Origin of the sequence: Streptomyces coelicoflavus, from assembly GCF_003112555.1 — a bacterium.
GTDB classification, from domain to species: domain Bacteria; phylum Actinomycetota; class Actinomycetes; order Streptomycetales; family Streptomycetaceae; genus Streptomyces; species Streptomyces coelicoflavus.
Genome location: NZ_BEWB01000004.1, coordinates 20,716 through 33,929 on the forward strand (window position 1 = coordinate 20,716; position 13,214 = coordinate 33,929).

The following is a 13,214-nucleotide window of genomic DNA, read 5'->3' on the forward strand; positions in this document are numbered from 1 at the left end:
CTAGTTGGGAGGGCGCGTGGCGATGGAGGCCGGCCCTCGCGACACCGCACAGAGCACCGAGCACGGCACCCCCGACCACGGTGGACCGGGGCCGGACGGCGGCGCCCTGAGCCCCGACGGACCCGACGAGACGCCCGAGGGCGTCGCGGCGGACGGTCCCGAGCCCGACGAGATGTACGGGGACGAGGTCGAGGTCGAGCTGCGTCCCCAGCGCCGGCTGCGGATCTGGCAGCTCGCGCCCATCGTCTGCCTGGCCGCGCTCGGCTCCCTGATGTTCGCCTTCCCCCTCGCCTTCGACTTCGGCGACAGCGGCGCCGTGATCGCGATGCTGGGGCTGCTGATCTGCTCCTGTGCGGCCGGCTGGGGCATGATGGCCGCCCGCCGGGTCGGTTACACGTGGCCGGGCCTCCCGCAGCGGGGCTCGGAGCGCCGTGCCGACTGGCGCACGATCCTCGTCTACGCCCTGGCGGTCGCCGCGGTCGTCGTCCTGGCCGTGTGGCGGGTCGCCCGCCTGCGGAGCTGACGGAGCGCCCCGTCCCGGGCCCGGCCGCCCCTCGTCGCCGCGGCGTGCCCACCCCGTACGATCGAGGAATGAGCACGCGGATCGCCTTCCTCAAGGGGCACGGCACCGAGAACGACTTCGTGATCGTTCCCGACCCGGAGAACGCCCTCGACCTGCCCGCCGCCGCCGTCGCCGCCCTGTGCGACCGCCGCGCGGGACTCGGCGGGGACGGACTGCTGCACGTGGTGCGGTCCGCGGCGCACCCCGAGGCCAAGGGCATGGCCGCCGAGGCCGAGTGGTTCATGGACTACCGCAACGGCGACGGCTCGGTCGCGGAGATGTGCGGCAACGGCGTGCGGGTCTTCGCGCGCTACCTCCAGCGCGCCGGGCATGCCGCCGAGGGCGACCTCGCCATCGCGACCCGCGGGGGCGTCAAGCGCGTGCACATCGCCAAGGCCGGGTCCGGCAGCGGCTCCGCCGAGGGTGACGTCACCGTCGGCATGGGGCGCGCGCGGCTCCCCGAAGGCGACGTCGAGGTGAGCGTCGGCGAGCGCAGCTGGCCCGCGCGGAACGTCAGCATGGGCAACCCGCACGCCGTCGCCTTCGTCGCCGACCTCGCCCACGCCGGCGACCTGTACGCCGCGCCCTCCCACGCGCCGGCCGGTGCCTATCCGGACGGGGTCAACGTCGAGTTCGTGGTCGACCGGGGCCCCGGTCACGTCGCGATGCGCGTGCACGAGCGCGGTTCCGGGGAGACCCGCTCCTGCGGCACCGGCGCCTGCGCCGTCGCCGTCGCCACCGCCCGCCGGGACGGCGCCGACCCGGCGGTCACCGGCACCCCGGCCACGTACACCGTCGACGTGCCCGGCGGCACCCTGGTGATCACCGAGCGCCCGGACGGCGAGATCGAGATGACCGGGCCCGCGGTGATCGTCGCGGAGGGTGAGTTCGACTCCGCCTGGCTGGAAGGGGTACTCGCCTGAACCACGACCCGGTGACCACGGCCGAGGTGAACCACAGCCCGGTCCATGACACTCAGTGCGAAAACGTAAACCCTCGGACCATCGCTCGAATGGGTGATCCGTTTCACGCTCGGCGAGAGGCGGTCGGCCGCACGTGATGGGCTCGATAGCATCAAGCACCGGCCCGGACGGGGGACCGACACCATCCCCTGAGCCGTGTCCGCCCTGGGATTCCCCGTCCGCCGGTCCGTGCAGCCGGAGGTGCCCATGAACGCGGAGGCCGTGAATCCAACGAGTCCGGGTCCTGTGCCGCCCGCGGCCACCGGTGCCGTCGCGCCGGCGCCCCGCAGGAAGTCCCGCCCCCGGATCGACCTGCGCCGCCTCGGCCGCGCCGCCCTGCTCGGCTCCACCACCCGAAGCCGGGGCCTGCCCGACGCCATCGGCCACGTCGTCGAGGCCCACCGCGCCCACCACCCCGACGCCGACCTCGACCCGCTGCGCCGCGCCTACGTCCTCGCCGAGTCCTCGCACCGCGGACAGATGCGCAAGAGCGGCGAGCCCTACATCACCCACCCCCTCGCCGTCACCCTGATCCTCGCCGAACTCGGCGCCGAGACCACCACCCTGACCGCCTCCCTCCTGCACGACACCGTCGAGGACACCGAGGTGACGCTCGACCAGGTCGGCGAGCAGTTCGGCGCCGAGGTCCGCTACCTCGTCGACGGCGTCACCAAACTGGAGAAGGTCGACTACGGCGCCGCCGCCGAACCCGAGACCTTCCGCAAGATGCTCCTCGCCACCGGCAACGACGTCCGCGTGATGTCGATCAAACTCGCCGACCGGCTGCACAACATGCGCACCCTCGGCGTCATGCGCCGCGAGAAGCAGGAACGCATCGCCAAGGTCACCCGCGACGTCCTCATCCCGCTCGCCGAACGGCTCGGCGTCCAGGCGCTCAAGTCCGAGCTGGAGGACCTGGTCTTCGCGGTCATGCACCCCGAGGAGTACGCGCACACGCGGGAGCTGGTCCAGGAGAACGCCGCCCGCGCGGACGACCCGCTGGCCGCCGTCGCCGACGAGGTGCGGGGCGTGCTGCGCGAGGCCGACATCCAGGCCGAGATCCTCATCCGCCCGCGCCACTTCGTCTCCCTGCACCGCGTCTCCCGCAAGCGCGGCACGCTCCGGGGCGCGGACTTCGGCCGCCTCCTGGTGCTCGTCCAGGAGGACGCCGACTGCTACGCCGTCCTCGGCGAGCTCCACACCTGTATGACGCCCGTCGTCTCGGAGTTCAAGGACTTCATCGCCGTCCCCAAGTTCAACCTCTACCAGTCGCTGCACACGGCGGTGGCCCGGGCGCAGGACGGCCAGGTCGTCGAGGTCCTCATCCGCACCCACCAGATGCACAAGGTCGCCGAGGCGGGTGTGGTCGCGCTCGGCAACCCGTACGCCCAGCCGTCCGACGACCAGAGCGCGGGCGACGGCGAGCGCGCCGACCCCACCCGCCCCGGCTGGCTCTCCCGGCTGCTCGACTGGCAGCGCGGAGCCCCCGACCCCGACACCTTCTGGTCCACCCTCCGCGAGGACCTCGCCCAGGACCGCGAAATCACCGTCTTCCGGCCCGACGGCGGCACCCTCGGCCTCCCCGACGGCGCGACCTGCGTCGACGCCGCCTACGCCCAGTACGGGGAGGACGCCCACGCGACCATCGGCGCCCGGGTCAACGGCCGCCTGGCGACCATGAGCACGGTGCTGCGGGACGGCGACACCGTGCAGCTCCTGATGGGCCAGGACCCGGCCTCCGAGCCCTCCAGGGAGTGGCTCGAGCACGCCCGCACGCCCGTCGCGCGGATCGCCATCCAGCGCCGGCTCGCCGCCCACCCCGAGCACGCGCCGGAGACGGACGAGCCGACCCGCGGCCCCGCCGCACCCGGCGCCCACCCCGCCGCCCCGCGCCCGGCAGCGGACGCACCGCCCGCCCGCACCGCCGCCGACGTCCTCGTCGACCCGCCGGGCGCCACCGTACGGCTGGCGGGCTGCTGCACACCCGTACCCCCGGACGAGATCACCGGCTTCGCCGTGCGCGGGGGAGTGGTGACCGTGCACCGCGCGGAGTGCGCCGTGGTGGCGCGCATGAAGAGCGCCGGCCGCGCGGAGGTCGGGGTGCGCTGGGGGGAGAGCACCGGCTGCCGGGTGACCCTGCTCGCCGAATCGTTCGGCCGCCCCCACCTCCTGGCCGACCTCACCGAGGCCATGGCCGTCGAGGGCGCCGAAATCGTCTCCGCGACCGTCGAACCCCCGGACAACCAGCGGGTCCGGCACAGCTACACCGTCCTGCTCCCGGACGCGGCCCGGCTGCCCGCCCTGATGCGCGCCATGCGCGACGTGGCCGGCGTGTACGACGTCAGCCGGGCCCAGCCGCAGCCGACCGGCGCCTGATCCGGCGCGCCGTGCCGGAGCCGGGGCGGGACACCCGGGGCGTACCCGTTCGGGTGCTCCGGGCGCGCGCCGTCGCCGCGGGGCGCGCGTGCGCTGGTAGCCGTGAGGGATGCTGCACACCCCTCACCCCCCGACTCCGCGACCCCGCGCACGCTCCCGGCGCCGGCTCGGGGCCGGGGCGCTCCTCGCCTCCGCCGTCTCCGTCTGCCTGGTCGCCGCGAGCGCACCGCCGGCCCCGTTGGGCGTCGGCGACCGCCTCTTCCCGCAGCTGGGCAACCCCGGCTACGACGTGACGGCGTACGACCTCGCCTTCACCTACTCCGGCGACAACAGCAAGCCCCTGAAGGCCGTCACCACCATCGACGCCCGGACGACTGCCGACCTGGACCGGATCAACCTCGACTTCGCCCACGGAAAGGTCGACTCCGTCGAGGTCGACGGGGAGCCCGCAGGCTTCGTTACCGCCGGTGAGGACCTCGTCGTCACGCCCGAGGACGAGCTGGACGAGGGTGAACGCACCCGGATCACCGTGCGGCACAGCAGCGACCCCGTGTACTCCGAGGACCGCCCGGGCGGCTGGGTGCGCACCGCCGACGGACTCGCCATGGCCAACCAGGCGGACGTCGCCCACCTGGTGTTCCCCTGCAACGACCACCCCTCCGACAAGGCACGGTTCACCTTCCGCATCACCGCCCCCGACGGGCTCACGGCCGTCGCCAGCGGCCTGCCGGCCGGCGTGGACCGCACCGGCGGCTCGACCACCTGGACCTACCGCGGCGAACACCCCATGGCCACCGAGCTGGCCCAGGTGTCCATCGGCCGCTCCACGGTGCTGCACCGGACCGGCCCGCACGGACTGCCCGTCCGGGACGTCGTGCCGACGAAGCACCGCGCGGCGCTCGAACCGTGGCTGGCGAAGACCCCCGGTCAGATCGCGTGGATGGAGGAGAAGGTCGGGCGCTACCCCTTCGAGACCTACGGCCTGCTGATGGCCGACGCCACCACCGGCTTCGAACTCGAGACCCAGACGCTCACCCTCTTCGAGCGGGAGCTGTTCACCGAGCCGGCCTACCCGAAGTGGTACGTCGAGTCGATCATGGTGCACGAGCTGGCCCACTCGTGGTTCGGCAACAGCGTCAGCCCGGCCACCTGGTCCGACCTGTGGCTCAACGAGGGACACGCCACCTGGTACGAGGCCCTGTACGCCGAGGAGACCGCCGGCAAACCCATGGCCGAGCGCATGAAGGCCGCCTACGGGGCCTCCGACCGCTGGCGCACCGCGGGCGGACCGCCCGCCGCGCCGAAGCCGCCGAAGAACGGCAGCAAGACCGGGATCTTCCGCTCCAACGTGTACGACGGCGCCGCGCTCGTGCTCTACGCCCTGCGCCAGGAGATCGGCGAAGCCGCCTTCGCGCGCCTCGAGCGCACGTGGGTCGCCCGCAACCAGGACGGCACCGCGACGACCGCCGACTTCGTCCGGCTCGCCGCCGAGATCTCCGGCCGCGACCTCGGCGCCTTCTTCCAGGCCTGGCTGTACGGGGAGAAGACCCCGCCGATGCCCGGCCACCCGGACTGGAAGCAGACCCCCGTCGGGAAGGCCGCCGGGAAGACACCCGCCCAGGCGTCGGGGAAGGCACACGGGGAATAAGCCGGTGACGAGACGGCCCGTGCCGTGCGACCATCTTCGGGACGGCGCGGTACGGGCCGCGGGAATCTCCCCGGCGGTCCGCACGTTGTACACCATGTCGCGGCGAATGTGCCGCGCCCACCGTTTCCCTGCTGCGTAAGGATCCAATGACCTCCTCTTCTTCCCCCTCCCAGGACACCAAGCGTCTCGAGCAGACCTATCCCGAGGGCCTCCGGGCCGATGCCCTGATGGAAGAGGACGTCGCCTGGAGCCACGGAAACGACTCGCAGTGGGACGGCGAGCAGTTCGACCGCTCCGACCGCGCGGCCCTGCGCCGTGTGGCGGGCCTCTCCACCGAGCTCGAGGACGTCACCGAGGTCGAGTACCGCCAGCTCCGCCTGGAGCGGGTCGTCCTCGTCGGCGTGTGGACCTCGGGCACCGTGCAGGACGCGGAGAACTCGCTGGCCGAGCTGGCCGCCCTCGCGGAGACGGCGGGCGCCCTCGTGCTCGACGGCGTCGTCCAGCGCCGCGACAAGCCCGACGCGGCCACCTACATCGGCTCCGGCAAGGCCGAGGAGCTGCGGGACGTCGTCCTCGACACCGGCGCGGACACCGTCATCTGCGACGGTGAGCTGAGCCCGGGGCAGCTGATCCACCTCGAGGACGTCGTCAAGGTCAAGGTCATCGACCGTACGGCCCTGATCCTGGACATCTTCGCCCAGCACGCCAAGTCCCGGGAGGGCAAGGCGCAGGTCGCGCTCGCGCAGATGCAGTACATGCTGCCGCGACTGCGCGGCTGGGGTCAGTCGCTGTCCCGGCAGATGGGCGGCGGCAAGGGCGGCGGCCTCGCCACCCGCGGTCCCGGTGAGACCAAGATCGAGACGGACCGGCGGCGGATCCGCGAGAAGATGGCGAAGATGCGCCGTGAGATCGCGGAGATGAAGACCGGCCGCGAGATCAAGCGCCAGGAGCGCAAGCGCCACAAGGTGCCCTCCGTCGCCATCGCGGGCTACACCAACGCCGGCAAGTCCTCGCTGCTCAACCGCCTCACCGGCGCGGGCGTGCTGGTGGAGAACGCGCTGTTCGCCACCCTCGACCCGACCGTGCGCCGCGCGGAGACGCCGAGCGGCCGCCTGTACACCCTGGCGGACACCGTCGGCTTCGTCCGGCACCTGCCGCACCACCTGGTCGAGGCGTTCCGCTCCACGATGGAGGAGGTCGGCGACTCCGACCTGATCCTGCACGTGGTCGACGGTTCGCACCCCGCCCCGGAGGAGCAGCTGGCCGCCGTGCGCGAGGTGATCAGGGACGTCGGTGCCACCGGCGTGCCCGAGATCGTCGTGGTCAACAAGGCCGACATGGCCGACCCGCTGGTGCTCCAGCGGCTGCTGCGGGTCGAGAAGCGGGCCATCGCCGTCTCGGCGCGCACCGGCCGGAACATCGACCAGCTGCTCGCGCTCATCGACAACGAGCTGCCGCGTCCCTCGGTCGAGATCGAGGCACTCGTGCCGTACACCCACGGCAAGCTGGTGGCCCGCGCCCACGACGAGGGCGAGGTGCTCTCCGAGGAGCACACCCCGGAGGGCACCCTGCTCAAGGTGCGGGTGCACGAGGAACTGGCGGCGGAGCTGACGCCGTACGTTCCGGCGCCGCTCGCCTGAGCACGTACCGCGACGGCCGAGGGCCCGCTCCCCATGTCGGGGGGCGGGCCCTCGGCCGTCGCCGCTCCTGGTGCCGTGACGCGTCAGGCCGCTACTTGGCGAACTTGCCGCTCACCGCGTCGAACACGCCCTTGGCCTCCTCGCCCAGGCGCGGACCGGCCAGCCAGCCGGCCGTCACCGGGCCGATCGAGGTGTTGGAGACCAGCGCGGGCTTGCCGTCGGAGCCGGCCGCGACCCAGCCGCCGCCGGACGAACCGCCGGTCATGGTGCAGCCGATGCGGTACATCGTCGGGTCGGAGGCGTTGATCGACAGCCGACCGGGCTTGTCCTGGCACTGGTACAGCTTCTGACCGTCGTACGGCGGCGCGGCCGGGTAGCCGATCGCCTTCATGCTCTCGATCTCCGGCACCGCGGGCGCGTCGAAGTCCACCGGCAGCGCGGCGCCGACCGTCTCCTCCAGCGACTTGCCGCCGCTGCCCTTCTCCGGCGTCACATGGATCACCGCGAAGTCGTACGAGGCGCCCTGACCGCCGGTCGCACCGCCCTGCTCGATCCACTGGTCCGAGGTCTGCGCCCAGTCGCCCCACCAGACGCCGTAGGGAGCGACCTCTTCCTTGGTGGCGTTCTGCAGCTCCTCGACCGACATGTCCGCGTCGTTGTACGACGGCACGAAGGCGATGTTGCGGTACCAGCCGCCGCTCTTGCCCGCGTGCACGCAGTGACCCGCCGTCCAGACCATGTTGGACTTGCCGGGATGGGCGGGGTCCTTCACGACCGTCGCCGAGCACACCATCGAGCCCTTGGGGGAGTCGAAGAGCAGCTTGCCGGCCGTGGCGGCGTTGTCGTGGTACTTGGCCGGTACGGCCTCCGCCTCGACGGGGGCGGGCTCCGGGTCGGTGACGCCCTGGTCGCCGGAGATGTCGTTCTCGTCGACCTCCTGGTCCGGCTCCTCGGCGTCCCGCATCCGGTCCGGGTCCCACAGGTCCTCGATGATCGGGTTGACGAAGTCCTGCGCCTCGCGCAGCCAGTCGTCCTTGTTCCAGTTCTTCCAGGCGCCGTTCTTCCAGTCGTCGACGTCGATCCCGTGCTCTTTGAGCTTGTCCTTGATGTGGTCCGGGATCCGGATGCCGCCGTTGGCGTCGTCGGCGGACGCGGAGGCCGAGGCGTCGCCGGCCGCCTCGGGGTCGCCGTCCTCGCACGCCGTGGCGGTGAGTGCGAGCGCCGAGACGAGCGCCACGGCGGCGGCCGCCGACGAGGTTCCGCGCCTCCCGCGCCGGTGCCCGCGCATGGTGAACGACGGCCGTATGGATCGCATGGTGTTGACTCCCCCTGCTGTGAACGAACGTGGTGCTGCCGCGGCCGAACCGCCGAGCGACGGCGACCGGGAACGGCATCACACACTATGCGGTGGCTGTGGGGGAGTTCCGACAGAACGGCAACGGTTCGGACACAGCCGTCTGACCTGGCACACGTCGTCCCGCCGGACCGTGAGGCCGGTCCGCGCCGCCGGGGCGGACCGCGAAGTCCCCGGCCCGGCAACGATCTTCGGGCAGGCCGTAACCCCGTGAGCGGTCCCGGGTTGGTAGCGGTGGGGGGCCTGCTGTCCGGACGCGGTCCCCCTGGCCGGGAGCGCCCGGCACGCCGCCGCGTCCGGACAGCAGGAGGTCGACAGGACGTGGCGGGTACCGGGGTCGGGGCCGGGGGAATCGTGCGGGAGAGTGCCGTGCAGGGGGGCGCTTCGAGGCGACAGCCGGCGCGTGAACCGGCCGCGCGCACCTACGCGCGCGCACTGCCGGTCGTACCGGTGCGGGCCCGGGGACTCACCATCGAGGGCGCCGACGGCCGCCGTTACCTGGACTGCGTCTCCGGCGCGGGGACCCTGGCCCTCGGCCACAACCACCCCGTCGTCCTGGAGGCGATCCGCGCGGTCCTCGACTCCGGCGCCCCCTTGCACGTCATGGACCTCACCACGCCGGTCGAGGACGCCTTCGTCACCGAACTGCTGCGCACCCTGCCGCCCGGACTCGCCGCCCGCGCGCGCGTGCGGTTCTGCGGCCCGACCGGAACCGATCCGGTCGCCACCGCCGCCTCGCTGGTCCGCGCCGCCACCGGACGGTCACGGGTGATCGCCGTCTCCGACGCCCCCGAGCCGCTCCCCGAGGACGGCGGGGCGGAGCGGGACCGGCCCGCCGCACTCCTCCTGGAGCCGGTCCGGAGCGAGGCCGGGGTGCTCCCGGTGGCGGACGCCCTGGTCCGGCGCCTGCGCTCCCGCACGGCCGGACAGGGCGTCCCGCTCGTCGTCGACGAGACCGAGACGGGCGTGGGCCGGACCGGCGCCTACTGGGCGTTCGAGCACAGCGGGGTCACACCCGACGTGCTGATCCTCGCCAAGGCGGTCGGCGGCAGCCTGCCGCTGGCCGCGGTGGTTCACCGCGACGACCTGGGCGACTCGGGCGACTCGGGAGGCAAGGACACCGTGGGCCGCCCGGCCGCGGCGCACACCGGCGCGACCAGGGCCGGCGCCTTCCGCGGCAACCAACTCGCCCTGGCCGCGGGCGCCGCCACCCTCGCCCACGTCCGCGAACAGCGCCTCGCCGAACACGCCGCCGCTCTGGGCGAGCGGATGCTGACCCGACTGCGCACCCTGGCCGGGGAGTTCGCATGCGTCGGCGACGTACGCGGGCGGGGTCTGATGGCGGGTGTCGAACTGGTGTCACCGGACGGGACGGCCCACGGCCCCGGCGACGGCGTGCGCCGCCCGGGCACAGGCGTGGGCACAGGCATGGGCTCAAGCGTGGGCACAGGCATCGGCACAGGCGTGGGCGCGGGCACACCCGGCACACCCGGCACGCCCGCCGAACTCGCCGCCGCCGTCCGCCGGGAGTGCCTGCACCGCGGCCTGATCGTGGACGTCACGGGGCCCTGCGCGAACGTCGTGCGCCTGCTGCCCCCGCTCATCGTCACCGAGGAGCAGATGTCGGCGGTCCTGGACCGGCTCTTCGACGCCGTACGGGCGGTGGACCGCCACCGCGTGGGCGGTCCCGCCGCGTTAGGCGGGCAGCACGCCCCGCGATGAGTCGCACCGCCCGGACACAGCACGCCAGGAGGACCCGCGTTGCACCCCGACCCCGCACCAGAACCGGCCCCCGCGGCCCTCTCCGCACCCGGGGACCCGACCGGCCCGGCGCGCCCGGTCACCGCGGAGCCCGCCCCCGCTCCGGCCTCCGGGCACGGACCGGCCCCAGGGGCGGGCACCGTCCCGGACGCCCCACTCCTGTCTCCGCCCGCGCCCCCACCGCTGCTCGTGCTGTCCGTGGCGCCCTCGGCGGCCGACCCGCTCGACCGTCTCGGTCCCTACGCCGCCGCCCAGGCCGAGGCCACGGAGAACCTGATCCGCTGCTGGGCCCGCGAGACCGACGCTCCCGCCCCCGACGACGGCCTCCTCCGGGTCCCGCTCCCGGCCAGCGGTACGGCCCTGGCCGTTCCCGTCCTCTACTGGTCCCCGACCGGACGGCACCGCTTCGGTCCCCCACGGCTGGCCGGCGCGCCCGCCTCGGCGCCGCCCGTGGACGCGGTCACGCTCGCCGCACTGCTCGTACGCGAGGGCGCCGGCGCCCCCGGGCCCGACGGTCCCGACCTCGTCGCGCGCGTCGCCGACTCCGTCCGCCGCACCGCCGTATTCCTCCGGGACCGCGCGGAACGTCCCGCGGACGGACCGGGCGGTCGGCACGCCGCTTCCGGGGACCCCGGCGCCCCCGACCTCTTCCTCGACGCCGAACAGGCGCTTCTCCTCGGCCACCCGCTGCACCCCACCCCGAAGAGCCGTGAGGGCCTCACCGAGGCGGAGACCCACCGGTACTCACCGGAGCTGCGCGGCTCCTTCCCGCTGCACTGGCTGGCCGTCGCCCCCTCGGTCCTCGCCACCGACTCGGCCTGGACCGAGCGCGGCCGCCCGCTGCCGGCGACCGAACTCACCGCCCGCCTCGGCGCGGACGGGCCGGCGCCCCCGGACGGGCACGCCCTCCTGCCCCTGCACCCCTGGCAGTTCCGCGCGCTGCTGCACCGGCCGGACCTGACCGCACTGCTCGACAGCGGTCTGGTCAGGGACCTCGGCGCGCGGGGCCCGGCCTGGCATCCCACGTCCTCCGTGCGCACCGTCCACCGGACGGGCGCCCCCGCCATGCTCAAGCTCTCGCTGGCTCTGCACATCACCAACTCCCGGCGGGAGAACCTCCGCAAGGAACTCCACCGCGGCGTCGAGGTCCACCGCCTGCTGCGCCGCGGCCTGTCCGGCCGGTGGCGGGCGGCCCACCCGGACTTCGACATCGTCCGCGACCCGGCCTGGCTCGCCGTCGACCGACCGGACGGCACACCCGCGCGAGGGCTCGACGTCGTCGTCCGGCACAACCCCTTCCGGCCCTCGGACGACGTGTCCTGCGTGGCCGCTCTGGTCGCCCCGCGGCCGCACACCCGGGCGACGGAAGGCGCCACCGGGCAGGACGGGTCCGGGCCCGCCGCGCGCTCCCGGCTGGCGGACCTCGTCACCCGGCTCGCCGGGCGGACCGGCCGGCCGCGCGCAGCCGTCGCCGTCGAGTGGTTCCTGCGCTACCTCCACCACGTCGTGCGTCCCGTCCTGTGGCTGGACGCCCGCGCGGGGATCGCCCTGGAGGCGCACCAGCAGAACACGCTCGTCCTGCTGGACGCCGACGGCTGGCCCTCGGGCGGCCGCTACCGGGACAACCAGGGCTACTACTTCCGCGAGTCCCGGCGCACGGAACTCGACGCCCGGCTGCCCGGGATCGGTGCGCACAGCGACACGTTCGTGGCCGACGACGTCACCGACGAGCGCTTCGCTTACTACCTCGCCGTCAACAACGTCTTCGGTCTCGTCGGCGCCTTTGGTTCCCAGGGGCTGGCCGACGAGCGGCCGCTGCTGGCGGCCTTCCGCCGGTTCCTCAGCCGGCTGGTCTCGGGCCCCGCCCCGCTGGGCGGTCCGCTCCCCGCCTACCTCCTCGACTCGCCGTCACTGCGCTGCAAGGCGAACCTGCTGACCCGGCTGCACGGCCTCGACGAACTCGTCGGCCCGGTGGACACCCAGTCCGTCTACGTCACCATCGCCAATCCCCTGCGTGCCTGAGCGGGCCGCCCTTCCGAAGGACGACACTGTGAATTCCACCGACGCGAGCGCCGACGACACCCTGGACCTGCACCTGCCGGAGGAATTCGTCGCCCGCTTCCGCGGCGCGGGGAACGACCGGGCGCGGGCGGCCGGGGCACACGCGCGCGAGGACCTCCTCGACCGCATCGCCGACTGGGGGCCGAGCGCCACGCCCGTCGGCGTGTTCCACCTGGTGCCCGTCGACGTCGAACGGGACGCCCCGCTCGTCGCCCGCTGGATGAACGACCCCGCCGTCGCCGCGTACTGGGAGCTGACCGGACCCCGGAGCGTCACCGTGGATCATCTGGGCGCCCAGCTGGCCGGGGACGGACGCAGCATCCCGTGCGTCGGGATGCTGGACGGAGTGCCGATGAGCTACTGGGAGATCTACCGGGCCGACCTCGACCCGCTGGCCCGGTACTGCCCCGTCCGGCCGCACGACACCGGCGTCCACCTGCTGATCGGCGACGAGGCCGACCGCGGGCGGGGCCTCGGAACCGCACTGATCCGGACCGTCGCCGACCTCGTCCTCGCGGGGCGCCCGGCCTGCACGCGCGTGCTCGCCGAGCCCGACGTCCGCAACAGGCCGTCCGTCGCGGCGTTCCTCGGCGCCGGGTTCCGGCCGGTGGCGGAGGTGGAGCTGCCCGGCAAGCGCGCCGCCCTCATGGTCCGCGATCGGGCGGCGCGGGAGCCGCGATGACGCCGGTGTCCGCCGCCTGCGCCGTCCGCCTGTCGCCCCTCCGCCTGCGCCGTCCGCCCGTCGCCCCTTCCGTCCCGTTTCGCCGGTCAGCCGCCCAGGAGCCACCTTTGCGCCCGCTGCCTCCACCGTCACTCCCGCCCCTGGCGCCCGCCTTGCCGACCCGTTTGT

General features: G+C 74.0%; 9 protein-coding genes. 8 read left to right on the forward strand and 1 reads right to left on the reverse strand.

Annotated features, from left to right (window positions below; genetic code table 11):
• Nucleotides 1-22 precede the first annotated feature (22 nt).
• The 5 genes from Sco07f_RS08705 to hflX all read left to right on the forward strand — a co-directional run bounded on the left by Sco07f_RS08705 (nt 23) and on the right by hflX (nt 7,188).
• Entirely contained in the window at nt 23-523 is a 501-nt protein-coding gene (locus Sco07f_RS08705; protein WP_007445038.1) for a hypothetical protein, read from the forward strand.
• A gap of 68 nt (nt 524-591) precedes the next feature.
• Nucleotides 592-1,485, forward strand: coding sequence for a diaminopimelate epimerase (gene dapF / locus Sco07f_RS08710; RefSeq protein ID WP_087789334.1), 894 nt, complete (start codon nt 592-594; stop codon nt 1,483-1,485).
• A gap of 246 nt (nt 1,486-1,731) precedes the next feature.
• A complete protein-coding gene (locus Sco07f_RS08715; protein WP_087792821.1) occupies nt 1,732-3,900 on the forward strand; it encodes a RelA/SpoT family protein in 2,169 nt (722 codons plus the stop codon).
• A 109-nt stretch (nt 3,901-4,009) separates the two neighbouring features.
• Complete coding sequence (locus Sco07f_RS08720) at nt 4,010-5,548, forward strand: M1 family metallopeptidase (RefSeq protein ID WP_108987459.1); 1,539 nt, start codon at nt 4,010-4,012, stop codon at nt 5,546-5,548.
• Between the two features lie 146 nt (nt 5,549-5,694).
• Nucleotides 5,695-7,188 (forward strand): GTPase HflX, encoded by a 1,494-nt coding sequence (hflX, locus tag Sco07f_RS08725; RefSeq protein ID WP_007445030.1) that lies wholly within the window; start codon nt 5,695-5,697, stop codon nt 7,186-7,188.
• A 91-nt stretch (nt 7,189-7,279) separates the two neighbouring features.
• Here hflX and Sco07f_RS08730 read toward each other — a convergent pair whose 3' ends face one another.
• Complete coding sequence (locus Sco07f_RS08730; protein ID WP_007445028.1) at nt 7,280-8,503, reverse strand: trypsin-like serine peptidase; 1,224 nt, start codon at nt 8,501-8,503, stop codon at nt 7,280-7,282.
• A 360-nt stretch (nt 8,504-8,863) separates the two neighbouring features.
• Between Sco07f_RS08730 and Sco07f_RS08735 the strand changes: the two genes are divergently transcribed.
• Genes Sco07f_RS08735 through Sco07f_RS08745 form a run of 3 tightly spaced genes read left to right on the forward strand, consistent with a single transcriptional unit; the run spans nt 8,864 to nt 13,046 of the window.
• Nucleotides 8,864-10,264, forward strand: a complete 1,401-nt coding sequence (locus Sco07f_RS08735) for an aminotransferase class III-fold pyridoxal phosphate-dependent enzyme (protein WP_108987460.1) — start codon at nt 8,864-8,866, stop codon at nt 10,262-10,264.
• 39 nt (nt 10,265-10,303) lie between these two features.
• Nucleotides 10,304-12,325 (forward strand): IucA/IucC family protein, encoded by a 2,022-nt coding sequence (locus Sco07f_RS08740; protein ID WP_108987461.1) that lies wholly within the window; start codon nt 10,304-10,306, stop codon nt 12,323-12,325.
• A gap of 28 nt (nt 12,326-12,353) precedes the next feature.
• Nucleotides 12,354-13,046 carry a GNAT family N-acetyltransferase gene (locus Sco07f_RS08745; protein WP_108987462.1) on the forward strand — a complete coding sequence of 231 codons (693 nt, stop codon included), beginning with the start codon at nt 12,354-12,356 and terminating at the stop codon, nt 13,044-13,046.
• Nucleotides 13,047-13,214: the final 168 nt, after the last annotated feature.

What these genes read in the sequence shown, in the direction of transcription:
- Sco07f_RS08705 (WP_007445038.1), top strand. Translation starts at nt 23, where the DNA reads ATGGAGGCCGGCCCTCGCGACACCGCACAGAGCACCGAGCACGGCACC.
- dapF (WP_087789334.1), top strand. Translation starts at nt 592, where the DNA reads ATGAGCACGCGGATCGCCTTCCTCAAGGGGCACGGCACCGAGAACGAC.
- Sco07f_RS08715 (WP_087792821.1), top strand. Translation starts at nt 1,732, where the DNA reads ATGAACGCGGAGGCCGTGAATCCAACGAGTCCGGGTCCTGTGCCGCCC.
- Sco07f_RS08720 (WP_108987459.1), top strand. Translation starts at nt 4,010, where the DNA reads ATGCTGCACACCCCTCACCCCCCGACTCCGCGACCCCGCGCACGCTCC.
- hflX (WP_007445030.1), top strand. Translation starts at nt 5,695, where the DNA reads ATGACCTCCTCTTCTTCCCCCTCCCAGGACACCAAGCGTCTCGAGCAG.
- Sco07f_RS08730 (WP_007445028.1), bottom strand. Translation starts at nt 8,503, where the DNA reads ATGCGATCCATACGGCCGTCGTTCACCATGCGCGGGCACCGGCGCGGG.